14 protein-coding genes and 1 pseudogene are annotated in these 15,046 nt (G+C 67.6%); 9 read left to right on the plus strand and 6 right to left on the minus strand.

The genetic code is table 11. The features are described from left to right. The first annotated feature begins 44 nt into the window (after positions 1–44). On the plus strand, positions 45–950 hold the full coding sequence (locus CFB39_RS32420) for an AraC family transcriptional regulator (RefSeq protein WP_089476010.1): 906 nt from the start codon (positions 45–47) through the stop codon (positions 948–950). A 186-nt stretch (positions 951–1,136) separates the two neighbouring features. Here the strand turns inward: CFB39_RS32420 and CFB39_RS32425 are convergent, their stop codons facing one another. Beyond that, positions 1,137–1,814 (minus strand): hypothetical protein, encoded by a 678-nt coding sequence (locus CFB39_RS32425; protein WP_089476011.1) that lies wholly within the window; start codon positions 1,812–1,814, stop codon positions 1,137–1,139. Positions 1,815–1,920: 106 nt separating this feature from the next. On the opposite strand from CFB39_RS32425, the gene CFB39_RS32430 reads away from it, so the two are divergent. Continuing rightward, positions 1,921–3,084, plus strand: a complete 1,164-nt coding sequence (locus CFB39_RS32430) for an aldose epimerase family protein (protein WP_089476509.1) — start codon at positions 1,921–1,923, stop codon at positions 3,082–3,084. A 27-nt stretch (positions 3,085–3,111) separates the two neighbouring features. Here CFB39_RS32430 and CFB39_RS32435 read toward each other — a convergent pair whose 3' ends face one another. Beyond that, a complete protein-coding gene (locus tag CFB39_RS32435) occupies positions 3,112–3,969 on the minus strand; it encodes a PhzF family phenazine biosynthesis protein (protein WP_089476012.1) in 858 nt (285 codons plus the stop codon). Between the two features lie 246 nt (positions 3,970–4,215). Here CFB39_RS32435 and CFB39_RS32440 point away from each other — a divergent pair, with 246 nt between their 5' ends. Further along, positions 4,216–4,872 (plus strand): CoA pyrophosphatase, encoded by a 657-nt coding sequence (locus CFB39_RS32440; RefSeq protein ID WP_089476013.1) that lies wholly within the window; start codon positions 4,216–4,218, stop codon positions 4,870–4,872. 32 nt (positions 4,873–4,904) lie between these two features. On the opposite strand, the gene CFB39_RS32445 is transcribed toward CFB39_RS32440, so the two are convergent. Continuing rightward, entirely contained in the window at positions 4,905–5,876 is a 972-nt protein-coding gene (locus CFB39_RS32445; protein WP_089476014.1) for an AraC family transcriptional regulator, read from the minus strand. Between the two features lie 94 nt (positions 5,877–5,970). Between CFB39_RS32445 and CFB39_RS32450 the strand changes: the two genes are divergently transcribed. The 3 genes and pseudogenes from CFB39_RS32450 (at position 5,971) to CFB39_RS40985 (ending at position 7,795) form a co-directional block, all read left to right on the plus strand. Beyond that, complete coding sequence (locus CFB39_RS32450) at positions 5,971–6,801, plus strand: oxidoreductase (protein ID WP_089476015.1); 831 nt, start codon at positions 5,971–5,973, stop codon at positions 6,799–6,801. Positions 6,802–7,080: 279 nt separating this feature from the next. Beyond that, a pseudogene (locus CFB39_RS40980) lies at positions 7,081–7,596 on the plus strand (alpha/beta fold hydrolase); the annotation flags it as partial. A 28-nt stretch (positions 7,597–7,624) separates the two neighbouring features. Further along, positions 7,625–7,795 carry an alpha/beta hydrolase gene (locus CFB39_RS40985; RefSeq protein ID WP_256991535.1) on the plus strand — a complete coding sequence of 57 codons (171 nt, stop codon included), beginning with the start codon at positions 7,625–7,627 and terminating at the stop codon, positions 7,793–7,795. A gap of 141 nt (positions 7,796–7,936) precedes the next feature. Here the strand turns inward: CFB39_RS40985 and CFB39_RS32460 are convergent, their stop codons facing one another. After that, on the minus strand, positions 7,937–8,857 hold the full coding sequence (locus CFB39_RS32460) for a LysR substrate-binding domain-containing protein (protein WP_089476016.1): 921 nt from the start codon (positions 8,855–8,857) through the stop codon (positions 7,937–7,939). A gap of 165 nt (positions 8,858–9,022) precedes the next feature. Here CFB39_RS32460 and CFB39_RS32465 point away from each other — a divergent pair, with 165 nt between their 5' ends. Both CFB39_RS32465 and CFB39_RS32470 read left to right on the plus strand, forming a co-directional pair. Next, complete coding sequence (locus CFB39_RS32465; RefSeq protein WP_089476017.1) at positions 9,023–9,673, plus strand: LysE family translocator; 651 nt, start codon at positions 9,023–9,025, stop codon at positions 9,671–9,673. A gap of 58 nt (positions 9,674–9,731) precedes the next feature. Beyond that, positions 9,732–10,106 (plus strand): gamma-glutamylcyclotransferase family protein, encoded by a 375-nt coding sequence (locus CFB39_RS32470; RefSeq protein WP_089476018.1) that lies wholly within the window; start codon positions 9,732–9,734, stop codon positions 10,104–10,106. 43 nt (positions 10,107–10,149) lie between these two features. Here the strand turns inward: CFB39_RS32470 and CFB39_RS32475 are convergent, their stop codons facing one another. Both CFB39_RS32475 and CFB39_RS32480 read right to left on the minus strand, forming a co-directional pair. Next, positions 10,150–10,866 carry a DUF3142 domain-containing protein gene (locus CFB39_RS32475; RefSeq protein WP_373452756.1) on the minus strand — a complete coding sequence of 239 codons (717 nt, stop codon included), beginning with the start codon at positions 10,864–10,866 and terminating at the stop codon, positions 10,150–10,152. 7 nt (positions 10,867–10,873) lie between these two features. Next, a complete protein-coding gene (locus CFB39_RS32480; RefSeq protein WP_089476019.1) occupies positions 10,874–13,042 on the minus strand; it encodes a hypothetical protein in 2,169 nt (722 codons plus the stop codon). A gap of 455 nt (positions 13,043–13,497) precedes the next feature. Between CFB39_RS32480 and CFB39_RS32485 the strand changes: the two genes are divergently transcribed. Continuing rightward, complete coding sequence (locus tag CFB39_RS32485; RefSeq protein WP_089476020.1) at positions 13,498–15,018, plus strand: hypothetical protein; 1,521 nt, start codon at positions 13,498–13,500, stop codon at positions 15,016–15,018. Positions 15,019–15,046: the final 28 nt, after the last annotated feature.

Genomic DNA, 15,046 nt, shown 5'->3' on the forward strand with positions numbered 1-15,046 from the left:
TGCTAGACTGACACGCCTCGTCATTCACTTGCTTGTCTCCACTCATGACTGCGCGTCAGGCGGACAACGCTTCTTCCGATTTCATCCCGGCCGACGTCCGGCAGACCGTCGTCGCGCAAGCGCTGCCGAAGGGACAGGTCAGCATCGTCCGGCTGAAGTCGCTGCGCCGCAACAGCGGGCTCACCGCGCCCTATCAACTGGAGAATTCGGATCTCATCGTGTTGCAGTTGCGCCCGTTCGGCGAACAGGATCTGTGGCTCGACGGCCGCCGCGCGCCGTTCGTGCCGTACGGCGCGGGCACGGTCACGGTTTACGATCTCGATCGCGAGTGGGTTGCCGATCTGAAGGGCGCGTTCGACTGCCTGCATTTCCACATGCCGCGCCCGCTGCTCGAGGAAACGGTGGACGACCTCGGCGGCCGGCAGCGGCCGCGGCTTTACCTGCCGCCTCATCTGAGCGCGCACGACCCGATCATCCATTCGCTCGGCCAGTCGCTGCTGCCCGCGCTCGCGCGGCCGGGCGAGGCGTCGCAGATCTTCATCGATCACGTCGGGCTCGCGTTCCAGGCGCACGTCGCCCACCGTTATGGCGGCGTCAGCGAGCGACGGGAAAAGACGTACGGGAAACTCACGCCGTCGCAGGAGCGCCGTGCGAAGGAATTGCTGCTCGAGCATCTCGACGGCAACCTCGGGCTGGCCGACGTGGCGAGCGCATGCGGGCTGTCTCGCAGCTATTTCGTGAAGGCGTTTCACCAGACCACCGGGCTGCCGCCGCATCGCTGGCTCATCGTGCAGCGCATCGAACGGGCGAAGGAGTGGATGCGCAATCCGAGCCTGCCGTTGAGCATGATCGCCGACGCGTGCGGTTTCGCCGATCAGAGCCACTTCTCGCGGACCTTCACGCGCCTGACCGGCGTCAGCCCTCGCCGCTGGCGCGTGGACCATACCTGAGCGTCGTGATGCGGGGCCGGACAGGCGAGGTTCGCTTCGTCATCCGGCATCGGAACGTGTGCATCCTGCGCGGCTCGATTCGGCCGGGTGCGGGGCGGGCGCGGTAGCGGCGATCGCACGTGCGGCGCGCGGCTTGCGCCACGCCGGCCGGATTAGCGCGCGCCTGTAGCGGTGTGCGCAGGGTGCTTATGCGTAGAAGCCGATCAGCATGTCGAGATTGCGTTGCGCGTGCGGCTCGAGCGGCGCGAATTCCGCCGATCGAAACAACGGGGCCTGCGCGCGCAGATGTTCGAGCGCTTGCCTGCGGCCGGCGCGGAAGGCTGCCGACGGTGCATCGGGATCCTGCGCCCACTCGCGCGCGATCGCGCGGTCGTACTCGCGCAGCCGGTCGGGTGCGGCCGCGAGGATCGCGAGATCGGCGTCGAGAAAAATTTGCGCGGCGCGCTGCAATTCCGGATCGGCGGCGAACCCGTCAGGCAGCCGGTGCGATTTCGTCGCCAGCACCAGGTCGCGGGCAACGGACACGTGCGATGCATGCGCATGCAACCAGGCTGCGTCGCAACGCGCGTGCGTGACCTGCGCGAGCCATTGCGCGCTGAGCGCTTCGTTGTCCGCATACGCCGGCAGCGTCGTCGCGTAGACGATATCGTGCGCCCACACGGCGAGCTCGATGGCCGGCCACAGCGGGTCCGCACGATACGGCGCGAGGTGCGCGAACAGTTCCGCCAGATGGGCGAGCGTGTGGTAGAAGCGCTGCGGCTCGCCGTACGCGCGTTCGACGAGCGGCCACACGGCCGGCGTGCCGAAGCAGGCGTCGCAGGCGGCGCGCAGCGTGCGCGCGATATCGGGATCGAGGGCGTTCATGGCGGCGATCGGCTCGGGCGGGCGATGCGCGCAGCATAGCAAACGTGGCCGCGAGCAGGCATGCCGCTTGCGCACGCGCACGGATTGCACCGTATCGGAGGTTGCCATGAAACGAATCTGGCCGCGCTTCCCGCTGCTCGCGATCTGGGCGGTCGGGGCGCTCGCGCTGTACGCAGACCTCGCATCGGCGGCGCCCGATGTCTCGATCAGCCGCGCGGATGACGGAACGACCGCGGCCGGGCAGCGGGTGAGCCAGTACACGCTGGCGAACCAGCGCGGCGTGACGCTGAAAGTCATCACGTACGGCGCTATCGTGACCGCGCTCGACGTGCCGGATCGAACCGGCCACGTTGCCGACATCGTGCTCGGCTTCGATTCGCTGCACGACTATGAAGCGCACAACGGCAACGTCCATTTCGGCGCACTGATCGGCCGGTATGCGAACCGCATTGCCGGCGGGCGGTTCCCGCTCGATGGCCGGACGTGGACGCTGCCGGTCAACGACGGGCCGAACACGCTGCATGGCGGCCCCGGCAGTTTCGACGCGAAGGTATGGACGGTCACCGGTACGCACAGCGACGCGAACGGTTCGAGCGTCACGCTGCGCTACGTGAGCCCCGACGGCGAGAACGGCTTTCCCGGCACGTTGACGACGGACGTCACCTACACGCTGACGCGTGACAACCAGATCCGGATCGACTATCGCGCGACGACCGACAAGGACACGGTCGTCAACCTGACCAACCACAGCTATTTCAATCTGGCGGGGCAGGCGGGCGGCAGCGTCGAGCGGCAACTGATCGAGATCGCCGCCTCGCGCTTCACGCCGACCGACGAGACGTCGATTCCGACCGGGCAACTGGCGAGCGTGGCGGGTACGCCGATGGATCTGCGCCAGCTGACGCCGATCGGCGCGCATTTGCGCGACGCCTATCCGCAGCTCGTCACGGCGCATGGGTACGACCAGAACTGGGTGCTCGACCAGGGCGGCCAGCCGGCGCCGGCGTTTGCCGCGCGCGCCTATGATCCGGCGTCGGGGCGCTTCCTCGAGTTGTACACGACGCAGCCGGGGCTGCAGTTCTATACGGCCAACGGATTGAACGGCAGCGTCGCGGGCAAGGGCGGGACGGTCTATCGGCAAACCGATGCGTTCGCGCTGGAGGCCGAGCATTTTCCCGATTCGCCGAATCATCCGGCATTCCCGACGACGGTGCTCAAGCCCGGCGAGACGCTGCACGAAGTGACGGTGTGGCGGGTGGGGGCACGATGAGCCGGGGCGCGGCCCGGATCGTCTCCGCTACAGGTTGACCACGCCGCGCCCGAGTTCGATCACGCGGCCGCCCACGCCGATTTCGCCGCTCGCGCTGACCGACAACCGCAACCGGCAAGGTCGGCCGACGGCGTCGCCCTGTTCGACCTGAAACGCGGCCGGCAGGTCGCGCTTCATCGCAAGCAGCCACCCGCCCAGGTTCGCGCAGGCCGACCCCGTGCCCGGGTCTTCCGAGACGCTGCCTTGCTTCACGAAGAAGTAGCGCGACACCACCGTCCCCGGACGCTCGGCATCGAACGCGAAGACGTAGGCGGTCTTGCGGCCGAGGCTGCTGGTCGGCCAGATATCGAGGCAGGCGCTGTCGGGCTGCGCGCGGCGCACGGCGGCGGGATCCTTGAGCGCGACCAGCAACTGGTCGGCGCCGGTGTCGACCCAGATCGGCGACGTGAGCAGATCGTCTTCCGTGAGCCCCAGCAAGGTCGCCATCCGGGCGTCGGACAATTCGCACGGCGCCGTCTTCGGCATGCCTGCGTGCGGCGCGGTGAACGTCCACACGTCGTCGTGCGCGCTCACGTCGACCACGCCGGCCTTGAATTCGAGCGCGAGATCGTCGCCAGCGCCCAGCAAGTCGCGCACGACATGCGCGGTGCCGAGCGTCGGATGGCCCGCAAAGGCCATTTCATAACCGGGCGTGAAGATGCGAACCCGCGCATGGGCGCGCTCCGACGGCAGCACGAAGGTCGTTTCGGACAGGTTGAACTGCACCGCGAGCGCCCGCATGGTCACGTCGTCCATGCCGCGCGCATCGTCGAATACGCAAAGCGGGTTGCCGCCGAAAGTCGATTCGGCGAATACGTTCAGCAGGCGGAAGGCGTAGGCAGGCATTTGAATCTCGTGTGGGTGCGGCAATCGACGGACCGAGGGGCACGTTTGTCGGCGGCTTGCGGCAGAGCGGCGGCGACATCGCGTCGCAATGCGGTGCGTCATTGTGCCCGCAAGATGCGATGAAAGGGCGCCATCCGGGCTGGCCGTTTTTCATGCATGATCGGGTTTCTCCGGTTTGCCGATGGAGATTCGGTTCGATCACTCGACTATCCGCAACGTGCAGGTTCGAGCGTGCAGGGGGAAGACATGGGATCTGACGCAAGCGCTCCGGATACCGGCGGCGACCAAGCGAATGCCGGCTCGCCGCAAACGCTCCTGGACGCGATCGTCCGTGGCGTCGAAGGCCACGGCATCCCTGCCGGCACCGACTGGCCGACCGCGATGCAAATCCTCGCGGACAACGATGGGCAGTGGAAATTCTCGGCGGTGCTGGTCCCGATCGTCGCGCGGCGCGAGCCGACGATCCTGCTGACCACGCGCGCGTCGGACCTCAGCGAATACTCGTCGCATGTGAGTTTTCCGGGCGGACGCCCGGCCGAGTCCGACCGCGATATCGGCACGACCGCCTTGCGCGAGGCATTCGAGGAAATCCGCCTCGCGCCTGACGCGGTCCGCGTGGCCGGCAGCTTGCCGATCCACAAAACCAGAAAACGCAATCACGCGATCTTTCCCGTGGTCGGCATCGTGCCGGAAACGGCGATATGGGAGGCGGCGCCCGCGGAAGTCGCGGAGATCTTCGAGTTTCCGTTCGCCGTGCTGCTGAATCCGGATCTGCTGCGGCAATACACGGACGGCGAGCGCACGGGCGCATGGTACTGGGCGGAGCAGACGCAGGACATCTGGGGCGTGACGGCGCTCATCCTGAGGTCGCTCGCCGGTCTGGTCCGCGATGCCATGCGTTGACGGCATGCGTGACGATCGCACGCCGATGCACGTCAATGCGACGACACGAATTGTGCATCCTCGAAGGCTTCCGGAATCGCGAAGCTGTCGCGCATGCGCTGCGTTTCCTTCGCCGGCGTCAGGCCGAACAGGCGCTTGAATTCGCGGCTGAACTGCGACGGGCTCGCATAACCGACCGCGTAGCCGGCCGCCTCCGCCGTCAGGTCCTCGCGCACCATCAGCAGGCGCGCCTGATGCAGCCGTGTCGACTTCAGGTACTGCATCGGCGACACCTGCGTGATCGCCTTGAAGTGGCTGTGAAAGCTCGGCACGCTCATGCCGGCTTCGTCGGCCAGTTGCGGCACGTCGAGCGGCTGCGCGTAATCGGCATGGATCACGCGCAGTGACCGGCCGATCCGGCCGAACTGCCCGCGCATCGCCAGCGCGCTGCGCATCGCGCTGCCCTGCGCGCCGGTCAGCACGCGGAAATACAGCTCGCGCAGCAGTGCCGGGCCGAGCACCGCGGCGTCGAGCGGCCGGTGCATCGCCTCGACGAAACGCAGCACCGATGCTTGCATCGCTTCGTCCATCGGCGTCGACATCATGCTCCTGGGCGCCTGCACGGGCTCCGCAGTCCCTTCGCGGTCGATCTGCGCCGCGAGTTCGGCGGCCAATGTGAAATCGAGGTGCAGGTACAGCGCGAGCAGCGGGCGTTCGGGCGTGGCGTCGGTTTCCATGCTGAACGGCACGGGCACGGACACCGCCAGATAGTGGTGCTCGTCGTACAGATAGCGCTCGCCGCCGAAGTAGCCGCGCTTCGATCCCTGGCACACGATCACGATGCCCGGGTCGTACAGCACCGGCGTGCGCGACAGCGCGCGGTTCGAACGCAGGATGCGCACGCTCGGCAGCGCCGTCAGGTTGTAGCCTTCGTCGGGCGCCAGCGTGCGCAGCAGCGCCACCAGGCGCTTCCGGTCGCGCGGCGGCAGCGTCGGGGATCGGGCGGGGCGGGGATCGGCACTCATAGTTTTGTGCAAGAAAATCAGCGGAATCGGGCTTATTCGACGTGGCTCGTCAGACTAGTATGCACGCTCCAATCGACATTCGGGAGAAGCTCACATGGCATCCGGCAAGCTCATGCTCATTACCGGCGTCAGCAGCGGCTTTGGCCGCGCGCTCGCGCAGGAGGCCCTCGCGGCGGGTTACACGGTGGTCGGCACCGTGCGAAGCGCGCAGGCGGCGCAGGATTTCGACGCGCTGTCCGCGCAGGCGTTCGCGCGGGTGCTCGACGTGACCGACTTCGACCGCATCGACGGCGTCGTGGCGGAAATCGAGGCGAACGTCGGGCCCGTCGACGTCCTGGTGAACAACGCCGGCTACGGGCACGAAGGGATCATGGAAGAGGCGCCGCTCGCGGAGATGCGCCGGCAGTTCGACGTGAACGTGTTCGGCGCGGTCGCGATGATGAAGGCGGTCATCCCTTACATGCGCGAACGGCGGCGTGGCCACATCCTGAACATCACGTCGATGGGCGGCCACATCACGATGCCCGGCATCGCGTACTACTGCGGCAGCAAGTTCGCGCTGGAAGGTATTACCGAAACCGTCGGCAAGGAGCTGGCGCCGTTCGGCATCGCGGTGACGGCCGTGGCGCCGGGTTCGTTCCGCACCGACTGGGCCGGCCGCTCGATGGCGCGCACGCCGCGCTCGATCGCCGACTACGACGCGCTGTTCGACCCGATCCGCCAGGCGCGCGAAGAGAAGAGCGGCAAGCAGCTGGGCGATCCCGCGAAGGCCGCGCGGGCGATGCTCGCGGCGATCGCGGCGGACCACCCGCCCGCGCACCTGCTGCTCGGCAGCGACGCGCTGCGGCTGGTACGCGGCAAGCTGGCGGCGCTGGACGCGGAAATCCGCGCGTGGGAGGCCGTGACGGTGTCGACGGACGGTTGACGTGCCGTGCCGCACGATCGTTCGCCCGTAGCGGGTTCGTCCGCGTTGTCGACATCGTCGACGGTCATTCGCAACTTGGCATCCTCGTTTAACAAACCTGTCCGATAATGGCTGCCGGCCAGTGCGCCGTTCATCCACCTCACAGGAGTCATCGCGATGCCATACGTCACAACGAAGGATCACGTCGAGATCTTTTACAAGGACTGGGGCCCGAAGGACGCGCAGCCCATCGTCTTCCATCATGGCTGGCCGTTGTCCGCGGACGACTGGGATGCGCAGATGCTCTTCTTCGTCCAGAAGGGCTATCGGGTGGTGGCGCACGACCGGCGCGGCCACGGCCGGTCGGCGCAGGTGTCGGACGGCCACGACATGGATCATTACGCGGCGGACGCGTTCGCGGTCGTCGAGGCGCTCGACCTGCGCAATGCAGTGCACATCGGCCACTCGACCGGTGGCGGCGAAGTGGCGCGCTACGTCGCGAAGCACGGCGAGCCGGCCGGCCGCGTCGCGAAGGCGGTGCTGGTCAGCGCGGTGCCGCCGCTGATGGTGAAAACCGCATCGAACCCGGAAGGCTTGCCGATCGAGGTGTTCGACGGCTTCCGCAAGGCGCTCGCCGACAATCGCGCGCAGTTCTTCCTCGATGTGCCGAGCGGCCCGTTCTACGGGTTCAACCGCGAAGGTGCAACCGTGCATCAGGGCGTGATCCGCAACTGGTGGCGACAGGGGATGGAAGGCAGCGCGAAGGCGCATTACGAAGGCATCAAGGCGTTTTTCGGAAACGGACCAGACGGAAGACCTGAAGTCGATCTCCGTCCCGACGCTCGTGCTGCATGGCGAAGACGACCAGATCGTGCCGATCGCGGATGCCGCGCTGAAGTCGATCAAGCTGCTGAAGAACGGCACGCTGAAGACGTACCCGGGCTACTCGCACGGGATGCTGACGATCAACGCGGACGTCCTCAACGCCGACCTGCTGGCTTTCGTGCAGGCGTAACAGTGTGAGCGCAGGCCCGCTTCGGCGGGCTGCGCTGCCATTGCGGGCCGGCGGCGCGCAGTCGTGCCCGTCGCGCTGCCGGCCGCGCGGCCGGATCACCGGCCGCTGCGGTTTAGGGCCCGTTATTAGCGTGAACAGGCCCTAGCCCGGGCCGTTGAAGCGGATGCCCGGAAACGTCAGGCGCGGCAGCCGGCTTTCCAGAAACGCGAGCAGCTCGCGCACCTGCGCGGCCTTGGCTGAATCGTCCGGCCACACGAGGTGGTACGCGTCCCCCGTATTGACGGCGGTCTTGAACGGCAGCACGAGCTGCTTCTCGTCGATGGCCGTCGCGCACAGCGCGAGATCGCCGATCGAAATGCCGTGGCCGGCAATCGCCGCCGCGATCCCCTGTTCGAGCATGTCGAACACCTGCCCGCGCGTGATGTCCACCTCGAGATCATGGCCGCTGCCCTTGAGCCAGCGGCGCCAGTCGCGCCGGTCGGGCGACGGATGGATCAGCTCGCACGCCGCCGGATTCGTGCGTGCGACCGTCGCGGTCGCCCGCGAGCACACCGGAATCAGCCATTCGTCGAACAGCTTCACGCACTGCGTGGCCTCTCCGAACTTGCCCGCGCCGAGCAGGATCGCGCAATCGTAGGATTCGCTGAAGAAATCGACGGTATCGACGTCCATCCACACGCTCGCGATCTGCACCTCGAACGCGGGCCGCGTGGCGCGAAACGCGGCTAGGGCGTCGAGCAGCCAGCGCATCGTGAGCGTGGACGGCGCCTTGAGCCGCAGCACGTCGCGTTGCGACTGGAACAGCACGCACGCTTCCTCGATCTGCCGGAAGCCGCGCCGCAGGCCCGACGCGAAGATGTGCGCTTCCGCCGTCACGGTCATTTTCGGGCCGTGCCGGACGAACAGCTTCCTCCCGAAGTACGCCTCGAGCGTCCGCACGTGCTTGCTCACCGCGCTTTGCGTGAGGCTCAGCTCCTCGGCGGCCAGCGTAAACGAACCGGTGCGCGCGGCGCTTTCGAACGCGCGCAGCGCGTAGACAGGCGGGAGCGGTTTGGCCTTCATGGGTTTAGAGCAGGAATAAAACTCATGTCATCCGGCAGGATTTTCCGTTTTTCAACAGCAGGCCGGGTACGCAATACTTCAGAAAGCCGTGCAATCCGGTGCGCTGAAGCACGATGATGCCACCGTGGCGGGCACGCGCGTCCATTCACCCAACAACTTTTTGTCATGGGACTTCATTACCCACTGCTGTTCGCCTATCTCGCCGCGATCGTGCTGCTCATCGCGACGCCCGGCCCGGTCGTCATGCTCGTGGTCGGCACCGTCGCGCGGCGCGGCTTCCGCCAGGGGATGCTGACCGCGGTGGGCGCGAATGCCGCGAGCCTCGTGATGATCGCGGGGGCGATGCTGATGGTGTTCGGCGTCGTGCTCGTCAGCGAGCGTCTGTTGACCGGGTTGCATGTGGCCGGTTGCGTGTTCATCGCGGTGCTGGCCGTCCGGACGCTGCTCGGCGAATGGCGCGCCGGCCGCACGCGTAACGGCAACGACGCGCGGGAAGGCGAACCGGCGTCGCAGGCGCGCGGCTTGCCGGGCGTCGTGCGCGGCTTTCTCGTCGGCATCGCGAATCCGAAGGACCTGCTGTTCTTCGTCGCGTTCTTTCCGCAGTTCGTCGGCATCACGCCGGATTCGCGCGTGAGCCTGGCCATCCTGGCCGCACTGTGGATCGCGGTCGATTTCACGATCCTGACCAGCTACATGGCCGCGATCAACCATCCGCTGATTCATCGCAAGCAGCGCTGGATCACGGCGTCGTCGGCGGGCGCGCTGCTCGTGATTGCGCTCGCCGGGCTCGGCAGCACGATCGCGGGCGCCGCGTAAGGCCGCCGTCGATCTGCGAGACGCTTCGTTCGCTCCCACTCCTTGACCGAGTTCGATCATGTCCAGCACCCCTCCGACTTTCTCCGAACACCTCTTTTCCTATGGCACGCTGCAACTCGAACCCGTGCAGCTCGCGACCTTCGGCCGCAAGCTCGACGGTCGCGAGGACGCGATGCCCGGCTACGCGATGACGATGCTGAAGATCGACGATCCGGAAGTGGTGGCGACGAGCGGGAAGACGCATCATCCGGTGGTGGCTTATACCGGCCAGTCCGGTGATCGTGTCACCGGCACCGTGTTCGCGATCACGCCGGCAGAACTGCAGCACGCGGACGACTACGAAGTCGACGCGTATCGCCGCGATCGCGTGGTGCTCGAATCGGGCGTCGCCGCGTGGGTGTACGTGGACGCGACTTCGCCGCGACCGGCCTGAATCCGGCGCGCGAACAGGCGCGTTGCTGTCGCGCCTTCGCCTGCTAGTCGTTGCGCAGGAACACGACGTAGCCGCGGAACCACGGATTCGTCGCGAGGTACGGCGGCGCGTCCCATTCGCCGCCCTGGATGATGCCGATGCGAAACGGCAACTGCAGCCGCGCGACGCGCGGCAGGTAGTCCGCATAGTCGGGGATCGTGCGGCGGCCCTGGTAGGTCTGCACGACCACCTCGTCGACGATCCCCCTGAGCTGGTTGACCTGGTCGGTATCGATGCGGCTGCTCCAGTCGAGCAGCCCGGTGATGCTCAGCCGGCAATCGGCGGGCAGCGTGTCGCGCAGCGCCCGCAGGAATTCGAGGTAATCCTGCAGGTGGCGCGTGCGCGCATCGAAGTCGATCTGGATGCCGGTGATCGTGCGGCCCGACGCGCGCCAGCGCGTGAGCTGCGCGAGCATGATCTGCGTGACGCGTGGCGTCCAGCGCAGCGTATGTGCGCGATAGACGAGCCATACGCGCGCCTGCGGCGCGGGCGGCAGCGCGACGCCCTGCGCGATCACGCGAACCTGCGACTCGTCCCGTGGCGACGCCTCGATCTGCCCTTGCAGCACGTAGACGGCACGTGCGCCGTACACGACCGCCTGCGGCTTCACGCCTGCCCACAGCCAGAACGCGTCGTACCGCGCGGCGTCGACGGTGCCGGCCAGCGCGATGCGTCCGGCCAGCAGCAGTGCGAGGCACGCCAGGCATGCGATGCGCGTCACGCGGCGCTTACCAGTAGTAGCGAAGCTTCTGCGCCCACGGGCTGCCCGCGTAGCTGGCCTTCAGCGTATCGAACCAGCGCTTGCGCACGTTCTTCGGCACGTCCTTGCCGCCGCATTCGTTGGAGCCGCCCGGTGCATAGCACTTGATCGCGCGGTAGTACGCGTAGGCGCGGTCGTTCGGGTTCGCCTGCGCATCGGCCATCACCGTCATGTAGCTCGACATCCGCTCGAACGGCTTGCCCGCGAACTGCGACGGCGCGGCGCCGAGCGTCGGCGGAACGCGCGTGGCGGCCGTCGTCGACGCGTTGCGCATCCACAGTGGCACCGGATCGTTTTCGAGGCCGGGCGCGGGCGGGTGCAGGCGCACGAAATCGGCGAGACAGTTCAGCCCTTTCGCATCGGCGGGATTCTGCTGGAGCATCGTGGCGATGTCGTGCGCGGACGGGCACGTATAACCGTCTTCGTTCCTGGCGCCGGCCGCGATGAACGGCTTCAGCGGATCAGCCGGCTTGCCGGACACCAGCGCGGCATCGGCGATGAACTCGGCGTAGTGCGAACGCGTGAGCTCCTTGTACAGCAGCGTGTACAGCGCGGTGTCGCGCAGCGCGCCGCCAGTCGCCTGGTTTTGCGCCTGCGCGCGCAGCAGGTCCGCATTGGCCGAGCGTTGCAGCAGCACGGCGCGGATCGCGGCGTTCTGCACGGGCGAATCGTCGGCGAACGCGTCGTTGACGAGTCCGGCCTGCTCCAGGTTGATCGCGAGCGCGAGTTCCAGCGCCTCGCGCTGGAAGCGGAACGTCGCGAGCGGGATCAGGTCGCGCCACAGCTGGCGGGCCTTGTCGGACTGGCCGCTATCCTCCAGCGCGAACCCGCGCAGCGCCTGCTGGCTCAGGCCGAAGTAGTCGAGCGGCTCCGCGGGCGTCTGCGGCAGCAACGCGAGCGCGGCGTCCGGCTTGTGCCCGATCTGGACGTACCAGGTCGCGAGCAGGTAGTCGTACAGTGCGGGCGCGTTCGCGAAGCGCGGCTTCTGCGCCTGCAGGTCGTCCAGCGTCAGCGGCTTGCGGCTCGAATCGCTGCTGTCCGACGTGCGCATGCGCAGCAGGTCGACGGTCGCGAGCACGGTCGGTGACTGGATCTGGCTCGCGTCGAATTCCGACCCGAACAGCAGCTTGCTGTCGAGTTCGTTCGCGAGCTGGATCAGCGGCACGTTCGACGTCGCCGGCGACCAGCGCGCGAGCGCGTGGCCGTACAGGTCGGCCTGCTGCGTGACGTTGCCGCCAAGCCACGCGACCCGCCGCAACAGCCCGTTTGCGGAGGTCGCATAGCGCCCCTGCGGGTACACCTTCAGGTAAGTGCGAAACACCGTGTTCGCGGCGTCGAGCGACACCTTCGTCACGCGGCCGCGCGTCGGCGTGGGGCTGTCGTGGTCGAACACGTTGGCCTGCGCGGCGTTCAGCTGCGCGCGCCCGGCCATGTAGAGCCCGGTTTCCTTCAGCCACGGGTTCGCGCTGTGCGACGCGCTCGCGAAGGCCCGGGTCGCGGTGAGGAAGTCGGCGCGGTAGAACGCGTTCGTGCCGTCGAGGTACGCGGCGAACTGCTGGCCGAGCGGCGACTTGACCGGCGGTTTGGTCCACGCGGCACTCGCGCCGCCGGCGGCGCAGGTCTTCTGCGCGATGTCGGCGCGCGCCGCGCGCAGCCGTGAGGCTTCGTCGGCGGGGAGGCCGCCGGCACCGCCCAGTGCGTCGTTGAACGCATCGGCGCCCGAGGCCATGCTGCGGCAGATGCTGCCTTCGCCGTCGGCGTACTGGTTCGACGGCGCTTCGGCATCCGTTGCGCTGCCGGTCTTGTCGGGCTCCTTCTGCCCGATATAGATCCATCCGGAGAAGTCCATCGGGAACGGCACGATGATCTGGTTGATCCGGTCCTTCGCCGGGATCGTCTTCGGGTCCGGAAACGCCTGCGCGACCTTGGCGCTGTCGACCATCATCAGCATCGCGTTGATGCGCGTGTCGTTGGCGGGGCTCAGCATCGGCACGTTGGCGCAGGAGTAGGTGTTTGGCCGGAGCGTGGTCGGCGCATAGCAGCCGTCGTCGCCGCTGGCATGGGCAACAGGAATCCAGAACAGGCTGGCCGCCAGCGCGGCGAACAGGTGTCGGTGCAGCAATGGGCTTTTAGGCATTTCTTCTTGTGCCGGGTATGGGGCCGCAGCGGCCGGGTCTCTCAGGTGAGGCGTTTCGCCCCGGCGCGTATCGTACCGCACCGGTCGCTTCGGCCGCGAGCGCGCGCAGGCCGGCCGGCAGCCGCATCGAATGCGGGCCGGCGAAATGGAAGTCCACTTACTGTAGACGCAACGCCACCTTGAATCCGGACCGCCTGAATTAAGATGCAGCCGGCAGTGACGGACATCCGACGATAGACGACCTGTCGTCGTCCTCGCTGCCCGACGGGGGCGGTCTGCCGGAAGCGGCGTTCGCATCGATCCGCACGACGGAGTCGATCATGATTGAGGGCGAGCGGACGCCGGTTTCCATGCCTATTCAATAGTATTGCTTATCAATAGGCCGATCGATGCGAGGCATCGTGAGGCGAACGGCAGACGAGAGTGCGCCGGCACACGAAAAGAAGAGGATTCCGATGAAACCCATTACATGGATGGTCATGGCAGTCGCGCTCGCGCTGTCCGCCTGCGGCGGCGACGATGTCGCCACGAACGGCGGCGCGTCGTCGTCGTCGCCGAACACGCCCGGTTCACCTTCCGGCCCGACGTCGCCCGGTGGCGGCTCGAACGGCGGCTCGAACGGCGGGCCGACGGGCGGCGGCGGGACGACGCAACCGCAGGCCGGCTGGTCGAAGGCTGCCGCCGTGGACGGCAACGGGCCGGAAGGCCAGCCCAGCGTGACCATCGACGCGAGCGGCAACGCGCTCGCCACCTGGATGACCAATGGCCCGGCCGGCACGAACGGCAACGAAATGTGGGGCGCGCGCCGTGTGGCGGGCTCGGGCTGGGGCAGCGCGACGCGGCTCGACACGGGCGACGGTTCGCATGCGATGAACACGCTGACCGGCGTGCAGCCGAAACTGGTCGGCAATGCGAGCGGGCAGGCGGTCGCGTTCTGGACCGAATGGACGCCGGGCGCCAATACGTACGCGTTGTGGGCGCGCCCGTACAGCCCGGGTAGCGGCTGGGGCACGCCGGTCACGCTGGCGCCGGACATGGCCGGGTCGTCCTATTCGGCCGGCATGGACAGCCAGGGCAACGCACTCGTCACGTGGACGCAGTCGATCAGCCTGCTCGATACGCGCATCGCGTGGACGCGCTATACGCAGGCCGGGCAGTGGTCGCCGACGGCGCTGGTCCAGATGCCGGTGCAGAGCGGCCCGGACGCCGTGACCGGCGACACCGACAACGTGCGGCCGATGCTGTCGGTCCTGTCGTCCGGCCGGGCGGTGCTCGCATGGCGGCAGACCAACCATACGAAATCGGCGCTGTGGACGGCCACGTACGACGCGACCAACGGCTGGACCAACGTCAACCAGGCCGTATCGAACTCGAGCCTGTTCACGACGATCATCTCGCCGGTCGCCGGCATGGATGCGAAGGGCAACGTCACGCTGGTCTGGGGGCAACTCGACGTGACGGGCGGGAAGCTGTACACCGCCACGATGTCGCAGCGCTATGTATCCGGGACCGGATGGCAGCCCGCGCAGCCCGTCGCCCCGGCGATCGTGGTGCCCACGGGGTTCATCCCGACGCCGATGCTGACCGTCAACGAAAACGGCGTGGCCGCCGCGATGTGGGCGGAAGGCGGCGCGGTGCTGCAGGCGAGCGTGTCGGACGCCAGCGGAAACTGGGGGCCGCTGCAGAAGCTGACGGAACACCTGAACGGGGCGGCGCTCCAGTACCCGCCGCTGGTGATCGACGCGGCCGGCAACGTGACGGTCGCCTGGGAGGACACGGGCACGCCGAACGCGTCGGTCCTCCTCGTGGCCGGCTACCGGAACGGCGCATGGAGCACGTCGACGGCGGATCCGCAGGATGGAACGTGGCCGGCGCTGGCCGTCAACGCGGCGGGGGCGATGGCGCTCGTCTGGCAGGGGTTTGCCGCGAACATCGGCAGCCAGATCCAGTCCAGTTTTTATACGCCGGGCTCGTAATCGTGTCGCGTCGGGCATTCGAAGGAGA

The sequence above is a fragment of the Burkholderia sp. AU6039 genome (assembly GCF_002223365.1).
GTDB lineage: Bacteria > Pseudomonadota > Gammaproteobacteria > Burkholderiales > Burkholderiaceae > Burkholderia.